This window comes from Streptomyces marokkonensis, assembly GCF_008312835.1.
GTDB classification, from domain to species: Bacteria; Actinomycetota; Actinomycetes; order Streptomycetales; family Streptomycetaceae; genus Streptomyces; species Streptomyces marokkonensis_A.
The window spans coordinates 25,241-44,876 of the sequence record NZ_VSKS01000033.1; the positions used below are offsets into that span (position 1 = coordinate 25,241).

The window sequence follows — 19,636 nt, forward strand, 5'->3', positions numbered from 1 at the left end:
CGGTTAGCCGGGGGTAGATGAGCGTGACCATACGCGAACCGGGGAGGCGAGCGCAGGCACCGGAGGGGTTGTGTAAGCCTTGGGCCCTTTTGTTCCGGGCGGGGGCGGCCCCCGGGGGCGTGCGGAACCGCGGGGACCCTGCGCGGCTTCCGCGGGAACCTGGCACAGTGGGAGGGGAACGTTCACCCGGTCGTGGGCGTTGAACCATCCGGAACCGGTGCGAGGAGGGCGAGCGCATGACGTACGACCGGCTGGTGTGCGCGAACTGCGCCGCGCCCGTGAGCGAGGGCCGGTGCCCGGTGTGCCGTGCGAACCGCGAGCGGCTGCAGCAGGAGAACTTCTTCGCGGGGCTGAACCCCATGACGCTGATCGCCCTGCTGGCCGTGCTGATCGCGGCGGTGGCACTGCTCGCCCAGCAGACCGTCTGACACCCGGGCGAGGAATGTGACGAAGGGCCCGGAGCGCGTCCGCGCTCCGGGCCCTTCGTGCCGGGTCATGTGTACGGTGCGTACACGCGACGCCACCGTCAGGCGGCGGCGCCACCGCGGCCGGTCATCAGGCGCGGCAGCACCCGGAAGCCGATACCACCGGCGATCATCGTGGCGGCGCCGATCACCAGGAAGGTCATCTCGGCGGCACCGGTCTCGGCGAGCTCCTTGCCGTTGCCCTGGGCCGAGGTGGCGGGGGCTTCCTCGCCGGTGTCGGTGAGGGCCGAGGAGCCCTCCTCCTGGGTCGAGGCGCCACCGTCGGGGTCGGCGGCGTTACCGCCACCGTTACCGCCACCGTTGCCGTTGCCGTTACCCGGGGTGGTCGGGTCCTCCGAGGGCTCCTCGGTGGGCTCCTCGGGCTCGGTGGGCTCCTCCGGCTCGGTGGGCTCCTCGGGCTCGGTGGGCTCCTCCGGCTCCGTCGGGATCTCCGGCTCGGTCGGCTCCTCGGGCTCCTCCGGCTGCTCCGGCTCCTCGGGCTGCTCCGGCTCCGTCGGAATCTCCGGGTTCCCGGGGTCCGGCTCGTCGCCTTCGCCCTCCGCGTTGATGCCGAAGCCCAGGCCCGCGTCGTTGGCCTCGGCGCTCACGCCGATGTCGAGGGCGGAGGCCGCGCCGGCCGCCGTCAGCGAGGCACCGGCCGCGATCACGGCACCGGCCGCGATCCGAGCGACACGGATCCGCGTCTTCTTGGTCATGTGGTTGCTACCCCCAGTAGCTCATCGTCAGTGAGGCGGCGCTCGGGGGCCGTGATCAACGGAGGTTGCTGCGGTGTAGAGCCCCCCGGTTCACATGCGCCCCAGAGATACGCATGCCACGCTTCACCCTTCCCACTTTCCAAAAGAACGTCAAGGCCGTTGCGCGCGCGATGTCCGGCTACGCACGCTTTGCGGGACAAGGAAGCCGTGAGTGTGATGTAGATCCCGGACATCCCAGGCATGAACAAGGCAACTGGCGCCCAGGGGGCGGCAGTTGCCTTGTCGACAAAGAGGCGTTCGCGCGGAGGTTACTTCTCCTGCTGCTTGCGCCAGCGAATCCCGGCCTCGAGGAAGCCGTCGATCTCACCGTTGAACACGGCCTCGGGATTGCCGACTTCGTGCTCCGTGCGCAGGTCCTTGACCATCTGGTAGGGGTGCAGCACGTACGAACGCATCTGGTTGCCCCAGGAGTTGCCGCCGTCGCCCTTGAGGGCGTCCATCTTGGCCTGCTCCTCCTGACGGCGCCGCTCCAGCAGCTTGGCCTGGAGGACGTTCATCGCGGTGGCCTTGTTCTGGATCTGCGAGCGCTCGTTCTGGCAGGAGACCACGATGCCGGTGGGGATGTGGGTGAGGCGAACCGCGGAGTCGGTGGTGTTCACGCCCTGGCCGCCGGGGCCGGAGGAGCGGTAGACGTCCACGCGCAGTTCGGACTCGTCGATCTCGATGTGGTCGGTCTGCTCGACCACGGGGAGGACCTCGACGCCCGCGAAGGAGGTCTGGCGGCGGCCCTGGTTGTCGAAGGGCGAGATGCGCACCAGGCGGTGCGTGCCCTGCTCCACCGAGAGGGTGCCGTAGGCGTAGGGCGCCTGCACGGAGAAGGTGGTCGACTTGATGCCGGCCTCCTCCGCGTACGACGTCTCGATGAGCTCGGTCTTGTAGCCCTTCTGCTCCGCCCAGCGCAGGTACATCCGCTGCAGCTTCTCGGCGAAGTCGGCGGCGTCGACGCCGCCGGCCTCGGCGCGGATGTTGACCAGCGCCTCACGGGAGTCGTACTCACCGCTGAGGAGCGTACGGACCTCCATCTCGTCCAGCGCCTTCCTGACGAGGGCGAGCTCCGACTCGGCCTCCGCGCGGGTGTCCGGGTCGTCCTCCTCCTCGGCCATCTCGAAGAGCACGGCGAGATCGTCGATCCGGCCGCGCAGCGCCTCGGCCTTCCGCACCTCGGCCTGGAGGTGGGAGAGCTTGCTGGTGATCTTCTGCGCCTCGTCCGGGTTGTCCCACAGCGAAGGCACGGCCGCCTGCTCCTCGAGCACGGCGATGTCTGCCCTCAGCTTGTCGAGGTCCAGGACGGCCTCGATCGACTCCATGGTCGAGGAGAGGGACTTGAGCTCTTCGGATACATCGACGACTGCCACGCCCTCCAGCGTAACGGCTTCCCGCACCGGGCCATGCCCGGCGGCCGGTGCGGGGGCGCGGGGCGGCACCGGGCGGCGCGGGCAGGTTGCTCCGGCAGGGGGCGCGGCCAGGCTTCATTCGCCCCCGCCGCCCCTTCCCTGGGGGCTTCCCCCCTGACCCCCTTCGCGCCCCTGAGGGTCAGGGGACGGCCGGGGTGGAGTTGTGGGTGTCCTCGGGTGGGGTGGGGGTGTCGTCGGAGGTCGCCAGCCAGGTGCCCACGCCGGCCGTCGCCAGGAGCACCGCCGCCACGGCCAGGGTCAGGCGGCGCCGGCGGGTGACCGCGCGGTTGCGGGCCGAGCCGGGGCGGGGGGCGCCGGCCGCGCGGGGCGCGCGGGCCGTGCCGCGGGCACCTCCGGCCAGTTCGTCGGGCGCGGGCACCCTCATCGACGTGTGCGTGTCGCGGTTGGAGTCGGACGGCTTCGCGCCCGGCACCAGCGGCACCGCGCCGCGGCGCCGCACGGGCTCCCCGGCGGCCGGGACGGGGCCGGGCACGGGGACGTCCTCCGCGGCCTCCTCCTCCGCCTCGGTGTCCGGCTCGTCCACGTCCAGCGGCGGCATCCCCGCCAGCATCGGCAGCAGCTCCCGCAGGCGCGCGCCCAGCTCGGAGGCGCGCAGCCGGGAGGCCGGGGCCTTCGCCAGGCACTGCACCAGCAGCTGCCACAGCTCGTCCGGGATGCCGGGGAGGGGGACGACCGTCTCGGTGACGTGGCGGCGCAGCACCGCGCCCGGGTGGCCGCCGCCGAACGGCGTGAAGCCCGCGAGGAGCTCGTAGAGGACCGTGGCGAGCGCGTAGATGTCGACCGAGGCGCGGGGCGGCAGGCCCTCCACGATCTCCGGCGCCAGGTAGTCCGGCGTTCCGATGATCTTCGTGGCGCGGGTGCGGCGCGGGGTGTCGATGAGTTTCGCCACCCCGAAGTCCGTGAGCAGGGCGCGGTGCGAGCCGCCGGGGCCGAGCGGGCCCTGCATGTCCAGCAGCACGTTCTCCGGTTTCACGTCCCGGTGCACGACGCCGGCCGCGTGCGCCGCCGCCAGCCCGTCCGCGACGTCGGCGACGATCGCCACCGCGGCCTCCGGTGCCAGCCTGCGCTCCCGGTCGAGACGGGTGCGCAGGTCCGTGCCCCGGACGAGGTCCATGACCAGCGCGAGGTCGTTGCCGTCGACCACCAGGTCGCGCACGGAGACGACGTGCGGGTGCTCCAGACCGAGCAGCGCCGTCCGCTCCCGCACGAAGCGGCCGACGAGCTCCTGGTCCGAGGAGAGATCCTCACGCAGCAGCTTGATGGCGACGGGGCCGTCGGGGCCCTCGCCCAGCCACACCGTGCCGGCGCTGCCCCGCCCGAGGATCTGATGGGCGGTGTACCGGCTGCCGATTCTCCGTGCCAAGACTGCTCCTACCGACGCGTGTTGTCGCTAAAACTACGCGTCCGGGGAGCCGGGCCTCACCGGGGATACGGAAATCGGCCCCCGGATGTCGACAAATCAGCAAACAAGCTCAGTTCGAGCCGGAGGGTGCCGAGGGCTCCTCGGGGCCGCCCAGGTCCTGGATCCAGCCCGTCACGGTGCCGAACCAGTCGGTGAGCTGGTCCCAGTACCCCTTGCCGGTGCCGAGCCAGTCCTGGAGCGGGCTCAGCTCCCAGACCAGCCAGCCCGCGACGAACAGGATGACGATCGTGAACAGGCACCCCTTGAGGCAGCCGAGGCCGGGGATCCGCATCGGGTTGGCGCCGCGCTGCCGCGGCTGCCGGGGCTCCCGGGCCGGACGCTGCGGCTCCGGCGGCGGCGCGTACCGCTGCGGCTGGGGCTGCTGCCGGCGCTGGGGCTCCGGGGGCGGGGCGTACCGCTGGGGCTGGTGCTGCTGCGGGTGGCCGTACCCGGGGCCGGGCTGCGGCTGGGCCTGCGGGCGCCGCTGCGGCGGCTGCTGCGGGGGCCGGGCGACCTGCCGCTGGGGGCGGCGGCGCAGCGGGTCCTGGCTGGGGTCGAGGTACTGGACCTGGGTCTGGTCGTTGCGGTCGCGGGCCGCGCGGAGCTGGTTCTGCCAGGGGTGCGGGTCCTCGGGGCCCCCGCCGGGCTGACCCGGCTGTCCGGGCGGCACCGGCGGCATGACGGCCGTGGGGTCGGCGGCGCCGGCCGGCCCGCCGGTCTGCGGCAGGACGCTCGTCGCGCCGTTGGGGTCGTAGCCGCCCGCGCCGTGCGGCAGCACCTGCGTCGGGTCGGCGGCACCGGGGGCGCCGGGTACCGGTGCGGGCGCCGGGTCGGGGGCGAGGAGCGCGCCGACGTTCTCCGCGGCGGCGATCTGCCCGGAGTTCGCGTGCACGCCGATGCCGTCGGCGACGACGCGCAGGCCGCGCGCGAGGTTCTCGGCGCTGGGCCGCTGGTCGGGGTTCTTGCGCAGGCAGCGCTCGATGACCGTCCACAGCGGGTCGGGGACCGTGGAGGGGCGGCGCGGTTCGGCGCTCAGGTGCTGGTGCAGCACCTCGAGGGCGGAGCCGCCGGAGAACGGCGGGCGGCCGGTGACCAGCTCGTACAGCAGGATGCCGGCGCCGTAGATGTCGACGGCGGAGGTCTGCGGGCGGCCCTCGGCGGACTCGGGCGCGATGTACGCGGGCGTGCCGACGAACTCGTGGGTGCGGGTCAGGCCCGGGGAGTCGGCCAGGCGGGCGATGCCGAAGTCGGTCAGCATCGGGTGCATCTCGCCGCCGCTCTGCTTCAGCAGCACGTTGGCGGGCTTCAGGTCGCGGTGCACCACGCCGTCGGCGTGGCTGGCGCCGAGCGCGTCGGCGATCTGCGCGGTCAGCAGGGCCGCGGCGACGGGGGTGAAGGGGCCGTTCTCCCGGAGGTGGCGGTGCAGGTCGGGACCGTCGACGAGGTCCATGACCAGGGCCAGCAGATCACCCTCGACGACCAGGTCGCGGACCCGGACGATGTTGGGGTGGGTGAGCCGCAGGAGGACGGAGCGCTCGCGCAGGAACCGCATCACGACGTCGGCGTCGTTCGCGAGCTCCTCCTTGAGGACCTTGATCGCGACGGTCTCGCCGGGCTGCCCCGGTACGGCCGCCTCGGCGCCCGCGGTCTCCCGCTGGCGGGCTCGCCAGACGGTGCCCGTGGCGCCGCGTCCGAGCGGCTCCTCGAGCAGGTACTTGCTCCCTACCGGCCGCACGTCATGCGCTCCCTGCTGCTTGCTTGGCTGGCGTACACCGTGGTCCACCCTGCTGCGGAATGTTCCGACCCACTGTAGTGCCGCCGCGCGGGATACCGGCCGGTCGACTTCGACCCCGTCTCTCCTGCGATCCGTCTGTGGGTCTTACGTACCGGTTCCCGCCCGTGTTCGACGGTTCGAAGGAAAGACGCTCCACTCGGTCCGTTGGTTGCCGCATGCTGCACGTGACCGATCTCAAGTGGACCCGGAACGATCATCGACGCGTCACTGGTCAGGCACTTTTACGGGCAGAGCCGACCAATCAAGATCATTCGCTGCCCGGAGGCGGGCGCGTTGTCGGTGGCAGGTGCGAGGATGCGTGCAGTACTGGCCGTACGTGCGCGTGTGGCGGTGGGGGAAGTCCGCGGTGGGGGGACCGCCGGGCCGCTTCGTCCCCCCGTGTCGCGGGCGCCCGCGCAGAAGGGACCGCTGACGGCGATGCAGATCCGGCTGACCGTCGTAGACCCGCTGGGCCCCTCCTCCCCCGCGCGGGAGCGGGACGCGAGCCGCGACGTGCTGGTCACGGCGCCCGCGGGCACGGCCCTGGCCGCGGTCGCCTCCGCGCTGGCCTCGGCGGTCTCCGGCGGCGACGGCACGTCCGGCGGCACGGGTACGCCCGTGCTGTACGCCGGTGACCAGCGCCTGGACGCCCAGCGCTGCACGCTGGGCGAGCCTCCGCTGATCGACGGCGCGGTCCTGGCGGTGGGCGCCCCGGGCGAGCCCGAGCCGCATCCCGAGCTGGACGACACCCCGACCCGGCTGCACGTGGTCGCCGGCCCCGACGCGGGCGGGGTGCACCTGCTGCACGGCGGCGAGATCCGCATAGGCCGCTCCGCCGGCGCCGACGTACCGCTCGACGACCCGGACGTCTCCCGTCTGCACTGCGCGGTGACGGTGGCGCCGGACGGCCGCGTCTCGGTCGCCGACCTCGGCTCCACCAACGGCACCACCCTGGACGGCCGGCGCGTGGGCCCCCGCCCGGTCCGGCTGACCCCGGGCGCGCTGCTGCGCATCGGCGAGTCGGCGCTGCGCCTGACGCCGGCGGCGGGACCGCCGGCGCGGGCGGCGACGACACCCGACGGGGAGGGGCACGTCCGGGTGCCGGGGCCTCGCGCCGGGGACGCGGTCCTCGGGGGTTCCGGACTCTCCGGTGACGCCACGGGCACCCGGGCCTCCGGCGGGACCGGAGTGGCCGGAGACACGGCGCGCGCGCACGGGGAGCAGGCCGGGCCGCCGCAGGCGCGGACCCACCACGCCTACGGTTCGGCCGACCGGTCCGCCGCCGGCGGGGGCGGCCGGGCATATGGGGGACGTGCCCCCGGCGACCGGGCTCCGGCCGGGCAGGCGTCCGCCGGCCCGACCGCCGACACGCACACGCAGGACGGGCAGGCCTCGCGCGGCCCCGGCGGGCGGACGGGCGACGCGCAGGTTCCCGGGGACCGGACCCCGGCCGGGCAGGCGTCCGCCGCCCGGGCCGCCGACGCACACGCGCGCGACGGGCAGCCCCGGCGCGGCCCCGGCGGGCCAACGGGCGACGGGCAGGTTCCCGGCGATCGGGCCCCGGGCGGGCCGGGCGCTGGGGAGGGACCGCTGGTGCCGGGGCAGGGCGGGGCACCGGCGGCCGGGCAGCGGGGCGACGGCGCCCCGCGGCGCACGGTGCGGATCGCGACGCGGGGGGACGACGTGCCCCGGATGCCCCAGGGACGGCGCGTGTCGGGGCCGAGGCCCGTCGAGGACGAGACGCACGCGGGACGCGGGCACCTCGACGCGGGGTACGGCACCGGACCCGCCGACCCCGTCCGCCCGGGGCACCGGGCCTCCGGTACGGGCCACGGCGACTCCCGGGACGAGGCATCCACCGCCGCGGGCCGGACACCCGCGGGACTCCCCGGCGGAGTGACGCACGGCGGGCCTCCCGGTCCCGGCCCCGCGCAGGCGCCCGGAGGCCCCACCGGCAGCACGACCGGCGACGCACGCGACAGGAACCACGGCCGGGCGCCGGGCCCCGGTCCCGCCGACGCGTCCGGTCGGGCACCCGAAGGCCCCACCGCGCGTACGACCGGCTACGGCGAGACGCCGGTCCCCCGCTCCGTCCCCGCACCGGACGGAACCGGTACCGGTACCGACACCTTCCCCGCCGCGTCCGGAGCCCCCGGCTCCCCCGGCTCCCGCAAGGGCACCCCCGTCCGCGGCACGGACCTCCCCCAGCCCTCCGGCGGGCGGAAGCGGGGCGGGATCGGGGCCTGGGCGCGGCGGCTGGCCGGGGGACGCCAGGAGCGCGAGCCGGGCGGCGCGCGGACCGGCCACGGCACGGAGCAGGACGGGCCCGCGACCGAGCCGGCCCTCGTCGCCCCCGTCCTGCCCGACACCTGGCCGGATCCGGCCACGCTGCTGCTGACCGCGCTCGGCCCCGGCCCCCGGCTGTGGGAGCGCGGACCGGGTCACCCCGAGGCGCTCGCGGTGCGGCTCGGCACCACGGACCGGGCGGCGCCGGACGGCTCGGGTCTGCTGCCCGCCGTACCGGTGACCTCGGGGCTGCGCGAGGTCGGCGCACTGGGACTGGCGGGCCCGCGCGAACGCCTCGCCGGACTGGCCCGCGCGGTGCTGGCCCAGCTCACGGCGCTGCACTCCCCCGACTCCCTGGAGATCGTCCTGATCGCCGCGGACCACGCGCGCCCCCTGGAGGAGCGCACCGCCGAGTGGTCCTGGCTGGGCTGGCTGCCGCACGTACGCCCCGGGCACGGCCAGGACTGCCGCCTGCTGCTCGCGCACGACCGCGAACAGGCCGCGGCCCGCACCGACGAACTGCTGCGCCGCCTGGCGGACCACGACCACACGGCCGCGGCCGGCCCGGCCGCCCCGGCGGACGACGGCCCGTACACCGTGGTCGTCGTGGACGGCGACCCCGGCGGCGCCGATGTCCGCGAGGCGGTCGCCCGGCTCGCCCTGGACGGGCCCCGGGCCGGGATCCACCTCCTGTGTCTCGCGGAGACGGCCGCTGCCTCCCCCGCCTCCCCGGTGACGGAGACGTACGAGGCGGCCTGCGCGGTGGCGCCGACGTTCCGGGAGTGCGGGGCCGTCGCTCTGCTCAGCGGCGACGTGGCGACCGCGCTGCGGCTGCTCCGGGTGGCCAGGACCGGCTCCGGCACACCCCCGGGGCCGGTCGGCCACGGCACTCTGGCCACCGTCGACGCGGTCTCCCTCGCCTGGGCCGAACGGTTCGCACGGGCGCTCGCGCCGCTGCGCACGGACGGCACCGCGGGCGCCCGGCACGCGCGCGTGTCGGCGCCGCTGCCCCAGTCGGCGCGGCTGCTGGACGAGCTGGGCCTGGCCCGGGCCACCCCGGCCTCGCTGATGGCCCGCTGGGCGGACGCGGCCGACGACACCCGGGCGCTCGGCGGACGCGTCACCGCCGTACTCGGCGCCGGACCGCGCGGCCCGGTCGTCGCCGACCTCGCCGCCGAGGGGCCCCACCTGCTGGTCGAGGGGCCGCCGGGCAGCGGCCGTACGGAACTGCTGCGCGCGGTCGTCGCCTCGCTGGCCGCCGCCGAGCGCCCCGACCGGCTGGGCATCGTGCTGGTCGACGGCCGGGGCGGCACCGCGACGGGCGCCGGGCCCGGCGAGGGCCTGCGGGTGTGCACGGACGTACCGCACGTCACCACCCATCTCTGCGCCAACGACCCGGTGCGGATGCGGGAGTTCGCCCAGTCCCTGAGCGCCGAGCTGAAGCGGCGCGCCGAACTGCTGGGCCGCTCGGACTTCGCGGAGTGGCACACCGGGCGCGAGCTGTCGGACCGCATGGTCGCCCAGCGCACGGCCGCCGCCCGCGGGGGAGCCGGTGAGCACAACGGCGACCTGGACGCCCCGGCCAGTTCGACGCTGCGGCTGCGGCCGGGGGCGGACCGGCGCAGGACGCAGGCCGCGCCCCCGCTGCCCCGGCTGGTGGTGGTCGTGGACGACCTGGACGCGCTGGTCTCCCCCGCGCTCGGCTCGCCGGGGCGGCCCGCCGCCGGATCGGTGATGCGGGCGCTGGAGGCCGTGGCCAGGGAAGGCGAGCGGCTGGGTGTGCATCTGGTGGCGGCCACCGGCCCCTGCGCCCGGACGGCGCAGACCGAGCCGGTGCGGCAGGCGTCGCTGCGCGTCACGCTCGACGCGCCCGCGCCGGGCGGCGGTCCGGACGACCCGGCACCGGGCCGCGGGCGGCTGGCCCACGCGGACGGGCGGGAGACGGCGTTCCAGGGCGGCCGGGTGACCGGCCGCATCCCGCGCACGGCGACCATGCGGCCGACGGTCGTCCCCCTGGAATGGCACCGCATGGGCGACCCCCCGGCCCGCCGCCAGGTCCGCGAACTCGGCAACGGCCCGACCGACCTGGCCCTGCTCGCCAGCGCGCTGGAACGGGCGGCCCGGCAGGTCTCGGCGGCGGAGGTGCCGTCGCTCCTCTGAGGCGCGCGGGGGAGGCCGTCAGTGGCCTCCCCGGTTCTTCACACAGGGACCGGTACCGGGCTGCGGCTCGACGTAGGCGCCGTGCACCTCCGTGGTGAGGTCGTCCTCCGTCACCTGACCGGACACACAGACGACGCCGGTGTGGACGCTGTAGAAGCCGTTGCGGATGAAGACCCCGTGCTCCTCCCCGCAGCCGAGACGGGCCAGGGCCGCCGCGACCCGCTCCTCGGCGAAGGCGCCGTACGCACCGGCCCCGCCCTCCGCGCGGACCTTCTCCAGCTCCGCGCGGATCAGCTTCGCCGACGCCGCTCCCCAGGCCCGCTTCTGAGGGGTCAGCGAGCCCCGCATCCGGTAGGCGTGGTTCTCGGCGTAGTGGGGAGCTCCGTCCCCGTTCCGCTCCTGCCGGCCGTCCGTGCTCCTCGTGGAGGAAGGCGCGGAGGGTGACGGGAGCACCGTGGGCGCCTCGGCCGGCCGCGCGCACGTGGGCCGGGGGCTGAAGGACGGCCGGGGGCTCCCAGGCCGGGGGCTCTCCGGCCGCGCCGCCTGCCCGGCGCCCTGCTGGGTCCCGCACGCGGTCAGGGCGACCGCCAGAAGGGCGACCGCGGTGACTGATCGTCTGATGAACATGTCCGCAGCATTCCGGCTCGGGACGCCGGTGTCATGAGTCGGCGTACTCACCCCGGTGACTGGTGGTCACGACGCGGTCACGATAGAGGAGTTGACACGGGACGCGCTCTTGCCACCCCCATCCCCCGGGCGTAGACCAGAGCGCACGGGACAGCGCTCGAACGTTCGGTGAAGTACGACGGAGTACGAAGAACGGGGCAGTGATGCGCAGGACGAGCAGGATCATCCGGATACGCCGGTCGCCCGACAATCGTGTGACGACTCCCCGCCCCCGCACGGCCGCGAGAGCCGCCGCCGCGCTCGCCGCGGTTGTCCTCGCGGTGTCGCTCACCGCCTGCGGGGGCGACGACGACAGCGGCGACAACGACAAGGGCGGCGGGACCGGCGACACCGGCACCACCGTCACCCTGCCGAAGCTGGACGGCGAGAGCCTGGAGGTCGCCGCCGTGTGGACCGGCGCCGAGCAGGCCAACTTCAAGAAGGTCCTCGCGGAGTTCGAGAAGCGCACCGGCGCCGAGGTGACCTTCGTGCCCGCCCAGGACCCGATCATCAACTTCCTCGGCTCCAAGGTCGCGGGCGGCGCCCCGCCGGACGTGGCCATGCTGCCGCAGCCGGGTGCCATCAAGCAGGCGGTGGAGAAGGGCTGGGCCAAGCCGCTGGGCGCGGAGGCCACCAAGGAGCTCGGCAAGAACTACTCGCAGGGCTGGCAGGACATCGGCACGGTCGACGGCAAGCAGTACGGCGTGTACTACAAGGCCGCCAACAAATCGCTGATCTGGTACAACGCCCAGGTCTTCGAGAACGCCGGCGCGGCCGAGCCCAAGACGTGGGACGAACTGCTCACCGCCGCGCGGACGGTGTACGACTCCGGCGTCACCCCCTTCTCGGTCGGCGGCGCCGACGGCTGGACGCTGACCGACTGGTTCGAGAACGTCTATCTGTCCCAGGCGGGGCCGGAGAAGTACGACCGGCTGGCCCGGCACGAGATCAAGTGGACGGACCCGTCCGTCAAGGAGGCGCTCACCACGCTCGCCGAGATCTGGGGCAAGAAGGACTATGTCGCGGGCGGCGCGTCCGGCGCGCTGCAGACCGAGTTCCCGGCGTCCGTGACGCAGACCTTCACCGGCGGCGACCAGCCCAAGGCCGGCATGGTCTACGAGGGCGACTTCGTGCAGGTCAACATCGCCGAGACCGAGGCCGAGGTGGGCACGGACGCCAAGGTGTTCCCGTTCCCCGCGGTGGGTGACGCCCCGCCCGTGGTGTCCGGCGGCGACGCGGCGGTGATCCTGAAGGACTCGAAGGCGGCGCAGGCGCTGGCGACCTTCCTGGCCTCCCCGGACGCGGCGGGCATCCAGGCGAAGCTCGGCGGGTACCTCTCGCCGAACAAGAACGTGCCGAACTCGGCGTACCCCAACGAGGTCCAGCGGAAGATGGCCAAGGCGTTGATCGACGCCGGGGACGATTTCCGCTTCGACATGTCCGACCAGGCCCCGCAGGCCTTCGGCGGCACGCCCGGCAAGGGCGAGTGGAAGGCGCTGCAGGACTTCCTGAAGAACCCGAAGGACGTCGCGGGGACGCAGGCGAAGCTGGAGGCCGACGCGGCCGCGGCGTACGGGAACTGATCCGGCGATGGCGTCGGACACGGCGGCGGGGGCCCCGAAGTCGGCCCCTGCCGCGCCCAAGTCGCGCAGGAGCGTCACCGGCACACGGAGAACGGTCGCGGCGCTGTTCCTGCTGCCCGCGCTCCTGCTGCTCGGTGCGCTCGTGGTCTACCCGATCGGGTACTCCGTCATCCGCAGCTTCTACGACCAGTCCGGCGACGGCTTCGCCGGAGTCGACAACTACCGGGCCCTGTTCACCGACGACGGCATCCGCACCGCCCTGAGGAACAACGTCGTCTGGGTGGTGTTCGCGCCGACGGTCGCGACCGCGCTGGGCCTGATCTTCGCGGTGCTGACCGAACGGGTGCGCTGGGGAACGGCGTTCAAGCTGGTCGTCTTCATGCCGATGGCGATCTCGATGCTTGCGGCCGGGATCATCTTCCGCCTGGTGTACGACCAGGACCCGGACAAGGGCGTGGCGAACGCGGTGTGGGTGGGGGTGCACGACACCTTCGCCCAGTCCTCGGCGTTCCCGAAGGCGCACCCGGGCCGTGAGTCGCCGCTGGAACCGGCCGGCGGGGGCGCGTTCATCACCAGGGGGACGGTGAGCGCCGGTGACACGGTCACGCTGCCGCTGGTCGGTGTCGCCCCGGACGTGATGCCGGACGACGCGGAACCGGCGGCGGCGCCGAAGCCGGAGGGCGACCGGATCACCGGCACCGCCTGGCAGGACTTCACCCGGGGCAAGGGCGTCGGCACGCTGAACGAGGTCGACGCCTCCGAGCTGGGCTATCCGGGGATGCGGATCGAGGCCGTCAAGGACGGCGCGGTGGTGGAGACGGCCACGGCGGGCGGCGACGGCACGTTCTCCCTGTCGTCGAAGGCCGACGGGGCGCACCTGCGGCTCCCGGCGAGCAACTTCGCGGCGCCGTACAACGGCCTGGACTGGCTCGGCCCGTCGCTGGTCACACCGGCCGTCATCGGCTCGTACATCTGGATGTGGGCGGGCTTCGCGATGGTGCTGATCGCGGCCGGGCTCGCGGGCATGCCCCGGGAGCTGCTGGAGGCCGCGCGGGTGGACGGCGCGAACGAGTGGCAGGTGTTCCGGCGGGTCACGGTGCCCCTGCTGGCACCGGTCCTCGCGGTGGTCACCGTCACCCTGATGATCAACGTGCTGAAGGTGTTCGACCTGGTCTTCATCATCGCCCCGGGCTCCTCCCAGGACGACGCGAACGTCCTGGCGCTGGAGCTGTACCGCAAGGGCTTCTCCGAGGACCAGCCGGGCATCGCCAGCGCGATCGCGGTGCTCCTGCTGCTGCTGGTGATCCCGGTGATGTGGTTCAACGTGCGTCGGCTGAGGCGGGAGGTCAGGCGATGAACCGGGGTCGGCCGAGAACCTGCCGGGGGTCCGGGGGTCGCCCCCCGGGTGGGGACAGCAACGTGCGTCGGCTGAGGCGGGAGGTCAGGCGATGAGTCTCACCAAGGCGGGTGCGCCCGCCGCCCCCGCCGTCAGGACCGGGCAGCCGCTGGGCTCCAGGCTCAGCCAGTGGGTGAGCGGCGGTCTGGTCCGGGTCTTCCTGATCGTCGTGGGCCTGTTCTGGCTGGTCCCCACGGTCGGACTGCTGCTGGCCAGCCTGCGCAGCCCGCGGGACGTGGCCGCCGACGGCTGGTGGACGGTGTTCACCGAGCCCTCGCAACTCACCGTCGGCGCCTACGAGACGCTGCTGAAGAACGACGACATCACCGGCTCGCTGCTGAACACGGTGTACATCACCGTCCCGGCGACCGTGCTCGTGGTGGTGATCGGCTCGCTCGCCGGATACGCCTTCGCCTGGATGGAGTTCCCGGGCCGCGACTGGTGGTTCCTGGCGGTCGTGGGGCTGCTGGTGGTGCCGGTGCAGGTGGCGCTGATCCCGATCGCCGAACTCTTCGGCAACCTGGGCATCTTCGGCTCCCTGACCGGCGTGGTCCTCTTCCACGTCGGTTTCGGTCTGCCGTTCGCGGTCTTCCTGCTGCGGAACTTCTTCGCGGAGATCCCGCGGGAGCTGCTGGAGGCGGCCCGGCTGGACGGCGCGGGCGAACTGCGGTTGTTCGTCCGGGTCGTGATGCCGCTCGCCGGGCCGGCGATCGCCGCGCTCGGCATCTTCCAGTTCCTGTGGGTGTGGAACGACATGCTGGTGGCGCTGATCTTCACCGACTCCGGCAGCCAGCCGATCACGGTCGCCCTGCAGACGCAGGTACGGCAGTTCGGCAACAACATCGACGTCCTGGCGCCCGGCGCGTTCATCTCGATGGTGGTCCCGCTGGTCGTGTTCTTCGCGTTCCAGCGGCAGTTCGTGTCCGGCGTGATGGCGGGTGCGGTCAAGTAGCAGATCCGGCTGGCCGGTTGAAGGGGCGGACCGGGAAGGTCCGCCCCTTCGGGTGACGGACGTCCCCCGGATGCCGCGGGTGGCGTAACCAAGTCGGCCCAGCGGCCGTTGCCGGGCAGAACGCCCGCACCGACCGTTGGATGCCCCTTGCCCAGGTTCAGTGTCATTGTCCCCGCGTACCAGGTCCAGGCGTATCTGCACGAGTGCCTGGAATCGGTGCTGACCCAGTCGTACCCGGATCTCGAACTGATCGCCGTCGACGACTGCTCGCCGGACGCCTGCGGGGCGGTGATCGACGAGTTCGCGGCCCGCGACCCGCGCGTGCGGGTGGTGCACCTTCCGGAGAACGTCGGTCTCGGGCGGGCCCGCAACGCGGGGATGGAGCGGGCGACCGGAGACTACCTGGTCTTCCTGGACGGCGACGACACCCTCACGCCCGACGCGCTCCTCGCCCTCGCCGACCGGCTGAAGGAGACCGGAGAACCTGACGTGCTGGTCTACGACTACGCGCGCACCTACTGGTCGGGCGAGGCCGTGCGCAACCGGGTCGCCGCCGAGCTGACCGAACGCGGTCCGGCACCGTTCCGGCTCGCCGACCGGCCGGGGCTGCTGAACCTGCTGATGGTGGCCTGGAACAAGGCGTACCGGCGGGATTTCGTCCAGCGCGCGGGCCTGGCCTTCCCGCCCGGCTACTACGAGGACACACCGTGGACGTATCCGGTCCTGATGACGGCGGAGTCGATCTCCACGCTGGACCGGGTGTGCGTGCACTACCGGCAGCGGCGGTCCGGCTGCATCCTGCGCACCACCAGTGAGCGGCACTTCGACGTCTTCGACCAGTACGACCGGGTCTTCGCGTTCGTCGACGAGCGGCCCGGGCTCGAGCGCTGGCGGCCGGTGCTGTTCCGGCGCATGGTCGACCACCTGGTGACGGTCTACACGCGGCGGGACCGGCTGCCGCGCGGTGCGCGTGCCGCGTTCCTGCGCCGGGCGCGGGCCCACTACCGGCGCCACCGGACACCCGGCGCGCCCGTCCCCGCGCGCGCCCGGATCCACCACACGCTGGTCCGCTTCGGCCTGCACCGCACCTACCGGGCCCTCCGGCTGACGGCGGCCCTGTGCCGCGGGACGGCCCGGCTCACCGGGCGGCTGCCGCGCGCCCTGCGCCGCGCCGCCCTGCGCGGGCACTACCTCCTCCAGCGGCTGCTCCCCCTGCGCACCGACCAGGTCCTCTTCACCGCCCACGCGGGCCGCGGCGGGGACCCGGGCGCCCTGGAGTCCGCGGTGCGCGACCTCGCCCCGCACCTGCGCACCGCCTGGGTGGCCCGTCCGGAGCACCACCACACCCTCGCCCCGGGCACACGCCGCCTGGCCCCCGGCACGGCCGCCCACTGGACCGCGCTCGCCCGCTCCGCGTACCTGGTGACCGACACGGACACCGAGCCCGGCCTGGTCAAGCGCAAGGGACAGGTCCTCGTCCGCACCCGGCGCGGCACCCCCCTCGGGCACGTGGGCCTGGACCTCCAGGAGCGTCCGGCGGCGGCCCGGGGCACCGACTTCGCCCGGCTGCTCGAGGAGGTCGACCGGTGGGACTACGTCGTCTCCGCCGACCGCCACTCCACCCTGACCTGGGAGCGGGTGTTCCCCGGCCGCTACACCACCCTGGAGTACGGCAGGCCGCGCACCGACCGGTTCCACACGGCGACCGGCGCGGACGTGGCCCGGCTGCGGGCGTCGCTGGGCATCCCCGAGGGCTCGGTGGCGATCCTGTACGCGCCGGCCCGCCGCGACTACCGCCGCACCCAGCGCAGGCCGCTCGACCTGGAGCGCGTGGTGCGGCGGCTCGGCCCGCGGTTCGTCGTCCTGGCCCGCGCCCACCACCCGCTCGACGGGCCGCTCGAGGCCGCGTCCGACCGGGTCCTGGACGTCACCGGGCATCCGGACGCCACGTCCCTGTGTCTGGCCTCGGACGCCCTGGTCACGGACTTCTCCCCGCTGATGTTCGACTACGCGGGCCTGGACCGTCCGGTCGTCCTGCACGCCGACGACTGGGAGGCGTACGAGGCGGCCCGCGGCCTCTACTTCGACCCGCGGTCCTTCCCGCCGGGCGCGGTCGCGGGCAGTGAGGACGAACTGATCGGCATCTTCGCGTCCGGCCACTGGTGCGGAGCCCGCTCGGCCCGGCTGCGGGCGGTGTTCCGCGACCGTTTCTGCCCGCACGACGACGGCCGGGCCGCCGAGCGGGTCGTGCGCCGGGTCGTGCTCGGTCAGACCGACCTCCCCCCGGTCGTCCCCGTGGACGAGCGCCGCCCGGTGCCGTCCGCCGCCGTCCCGCTCGATCAGCCGCCGCTCGCGTCGCTGCCGCCGCGGCAGCCGGCCGGCCTGCTGACCGTCACCGACGGCGGCTGACCGTCGTTTTCCCCTCGGGAGTTCCCATGCCCCCCGGCACGTCGCGGCCCACCCCGACCCGGCCGCCCACCCGGCGGCCGGCGGGGCGGCCCGGTCGGCGCCGCGCACACCATGCGGGCGGCGCCACGACATCCCTACGGAAAGAGCAGAATGCCCCGCTTCAGCATCATCGTCCCGTCCCACGGGGTCGCAGGCCGGCTGGGCCAGGCGCTGGACTCGGTCCTCGCCCAGTCCTTCGGTGACTTCGAGCTGATCCCGGTCTGTGACGCGCCCGGGTCCCCGGCGGCCGACGTGGCCGCCCGGCACGCCGAGCGGGACTCCCGGGTGGCGCCCGTGCACGCACCGCCGTCGGAGGGCCTGGCGGGGGCGCGCAACGCGGGGATGCGGGCGGCGACCGGGACGTACCTGCTGTTCCTCGACGGCGACGACGTCCTCGTCCCGGGCGCGCTGGCCGCCCTGGACGCACGTCTGGCGGAGACCGGTCCGGTGGACGTGCTGCACTTCGAGCACGAGCGCGTCCCCTGGTGGGAGGGCGAGCCCGGCAACCCGGCCGCCCCGCTGCTGGCCGGCGCCCCGGACGGCGCCTTCGCCCCCGACCGTGCCCCGCAGCTCACCGGCGTACGCCTCCCGGCGTGGAGCGCGGCCTGGCGCCGTGCCTTCGCCGCCGAGCAGTGCCTGGCCTTTCCCCGGGGCCACTTCACGGACGTCGGCTGGGGCGGGCTCGCGATGCTGGGCGCCGAGCGCGTCGCGGTGCTCCGCACGGTGGTCGTACGGCATCTGGTGCGCCGGCAGGGCAACCGGCTGAACCTGCCGGGTGAGCACCACGCCGACCTGCTCGACCAGACCGAGCTGGTGCTCGCCCGGGCCGCCGACCTGGAGGTGCCCGCCGACCGGTCGGGACCGTTGTTCGAGCAGCTCTTCGCGGCCGTGCTGAAGACGGCCGCCCACCCCCGGCGCCTCACCTCGGGCCGCCGTGCCTTCTTCCGCCGCGCGAGCGCGCTGTACCGCCGTCACCGCCCCGCCGGATTCCGGCCCCCGGGCGGCAGCCTGGGTGTGCAGCACCGGCTGCTGGCGGCCGGCTCCTACGCGGCGTTCGCCGCCCTGCGCGGCACCCGTCGCGCGGCGGCCCGGGCGGTGGCGGCGGTGCCCCGGCCCCGGGGCCTGCGCACCCGGCTGCGGTACCGGACGCACCTGCGCCGCCCGCTGGACGCCGGCCTCGCCGTGTACTGCGCGTACTGGGGCCGCGGCTACGCCTGCAACCCGGCCGCGATCCACGCCAAGGCCCGTGAACTCGCCCCGCACATCCGCTCGGTGTTCCTGGTGGAGGCCGACCAGGCGCACACCGTGCCGGACGGCGTGGAGTACGCGGTGATCGGCAGCCACCGCTCCTGGGAGGTGCTCGCCCGCGCGAAGTACCTGGTGAACAACGCCAACTTCGCGGAGGGCGTCGTCAAACGCCCCGGCAGCATCCATCTCCAGACGCAGCACGGCACCCCGCTGAAGACCATGGGCGTCGACCAGTCGACGTACCCGGTGGTGGCTGCCGCCACCGGCAGCTTCACCAAGCTCCTCGGCCGGGTGGACCGCTGGGACTACAACCTGTCCTCCAACCCCCACTCCACCCGCGTGTGGGAGCGCGCCTTCCCCGGCTCCTACGAGCACCTGGAGTACGGCTATCCGCGCAACGACGTCTACCTGACGGCCGGCGCCGGCGACGTGGCCCGGATCCGCGCGGAGCTGGGCGTCCCTCAGGGCGCGCGGGCCGTGCTGTACGCGCCCACCCACCGCGACCACCACACCGGCTTCGAGCCCGGCCTCGACCTGGAGGCGTTCTGCGAGGCGGCCGGCGAGGACGTCGTGGTCCTGCTGCGCGCCCACTACTTCTACGACCGGGGCGGACGCGGGAGCGGCGGCCGGGTCATCGACGTCACGGCGCACCGTTCCTCGGAGGACGTGTGCCTGGCCGCCGACGCGCTGATCACCGACTACTCGTCGATCATGTTCGACTACGCCAATCTGGACCGCCCGATCGTCGTGTACGCCGACGACTGGGACGTCTACCGGGAGACGAGGGGCGTCTGCTTCGACCTGATGGCCGGCCCCCCGGGACCCGTCGTCCGCACCCCCGACGAGCTGGCCCGCGTGTTCCGCGACGGCTCGTACGCGGGCGCGGAGTCGGCCGCGCTGCGGGCCCGGTTCCGGGAGCGGTTCTGCCCCTTCGACGACGGGCGGGCCGCCGAGCGGGTCGTCCGCCGGGTGCTGCTCGGGGAGCCGCCCGAGGCCCTGCCGCCCGTGATCCCGCTCGCGGAGCGCGTCCCCGCCCCCGCGGCCGCCACCCCGGTGAGGAGCTGAC

General features: G+C 74.4%; 12 protein-coding genes. 7 read left to right on the forward strand and 5 right to left on the reverse strand.

Annotated features, from left to right (window positions below):
- The first annotated feature begins 236 nt into the window (after window positions 1-236).
- The gene (locus F1615_RS34320) at window positions 237-428 is read left to right on the forward strand and encodes a hypothetical protein (protein WP_149552954.1); all 192 of its coding nucleotides are present in this window, start codon (window positions 237-239) and stop codon (window positions 426-428) included.
- 98 nt (window positions 429-526) lie between these two features.
- On the opposite strand, the gene F1615_RS36700 is transcribed toward F1615_RS34320, so the two are convergent.
- The 4 genes from F1615_RS36700 to F1615_RS34340 form a co-directional block, all read right to left on the reverse strand.
- Window positions 527-1,180 (reverse strand): hypothetical protein, encoded by a 654-nt coding sequence (locus F1615_RS36700; RefSeq protein ID WP_149552955.1) that lies wholly within the window; start codon window positions 1,178-1,180, stop codon window positions 527-529.
- Window positions 1,181-1,488: 308 nt separating this feature from the next.
- Window positions 1,489-2,595: a peptide chain release factor 2 gene (gene prfB, locus F1615_RS34330; RefSeq protein ID WP_149552956.1), complete on the reverse strand. Its 1,107-nt coding sequence runs from the start codon at window positions 2,593-2,595 to the stop codon at window positions 1,489-1,491.
- Between the two features lie 178 nt (window positions 2,596-2,773).
- Window positions 2,774-4,018 (reverse strand): serine/threonine-protein kinase, encoded by a 1,245-nt coding sequence (locus tag F1615_RS34335; RefSeq protein ID WP_149552957.1) that lies wholly within the window; start codon window positions 4,016-4,018, stop codon window positions 2,774-2,776.
- Window positions 4,019-4,127: 109 nt separating this feature from the next.
- Window positions 4,128-5,792 carry a serine/threonine-protein kinase gene (locus F1615_RS34340; RefSeq protein WP_149552958.1) on the reverse strand — a complete coding sequence of 555 codons (1,665 nt, stop codon included), beginning with the start codon at window positions 5,790-5,792 and terminating at the stop codon, window positions 4,128-4,130.
- 477 nt (window positions 5,793-6,269) lie between these two features.
- On the opposite strand from F1615_RS34340, the gene F1615_RS34345 reads away from it, so the two are divergent.
- Entirely contained in the window at window positions 6,270-10,277 is a 4,008-nt protein-coding gene (locus tag F1615_RS34345; RefSeq protein ID WP_149552973.1) for an FHA domain-containing protein, read from the forward strand.
- 18 nt (window positions 10,278-10,295) lie between these two features.
- On the opposite strand, the gene F1615_RS36705 is transcribed toward F1615_RS34345, so the two are convergent.
- Window positions 10,296-10,904: a hypothetical protein gene (locus F1615_RS36705; protein WP_244328954.1), complete on the reverse strand. Its 609-nt coding sequence runs from the start codon at window positions 10,902-10,904 to the stop codon at window positions 10,296-10,298.
- 203 nt (window positions 10,905-11,107) lie between these two features.
- Between F1615_RS36705 and F1615_RS34355 the strand changes: the two genes are divergently transcribed.
- From F1615_RS34355 to F1615_RS34375, 5 genes are all read left to right on the forward strand, one after another.
- The gene (locus F1615_RS34355; protein WP_167533944.1) at window positions 11,108-12,526 is read left to right on the forward strand and encodes an ABC transporter substrate-binding protein; all 1,419 of its coding nucleotides are present in this window, start codon (window positions 11,108-11,110) and stop codon (window positions 12,524-12,526) included.
- A gap of 7 nt (window positions 12,527-12,533) precedes the next feature.
- The gene (locus tag F1615_RS34360) at window positions 12,534-13,883 is read left to right on the forward strand and encodes a carbohydrate ABC transporter permease (protein ID WP_167533945.1); all 1,350 of its coding nucleotides are present in this window, start codon (window positions 12,534-12,536) and stop codon (window positions 13,881-13,883) included.
- Window positions 13,884-13,974: 91 nt separating this feature from the next.
- Window positions 13,975-14,874, forward strand: coding sequence for a carbohydrate ABC transporter permease (locus F1615_RS34365; RefSeq protein WP_149552960.1), 900 nt, complete (start codon window positions 13,975-13,977; stop codon window positions 14,872-14,874).
- Between the two features lie 147 nt (window positions 14,875-15,021).
- The gene (locus F1615_RS34370; RefSeq protein ID WP_149552961.1) at window positions 15,022-17,283 is read left to right on the forward strand and encodes a bifunctional glycosyltransferase/CDP-glycerol:glycerophosphate glycerophosphotransferase; all 2,262 of its coding nucleotides are present in this window, start codon (window positions 15,022-15,024) and stop codon (window positions 17,281-17,283) included.
- Between the two features lie 150 nt (window positions 17,284-17,433).
- On the forward strand, window positions 17,434-19,635 hold the full coding sequence (locus F1615_RS34375) for a bifunctional glycosyltransferase/CDP-glycerol:glycerophosphate glycerophosphotransferase (RefSeq protein ID WP_149552962.1): 2,202 nt from the start codon (window positions 17,434-17,436) through the stop codon (window positions 19,633-19,635).
- The last annotated feature ends 1 nt before the right edge of the window (window position 19,636 follow it).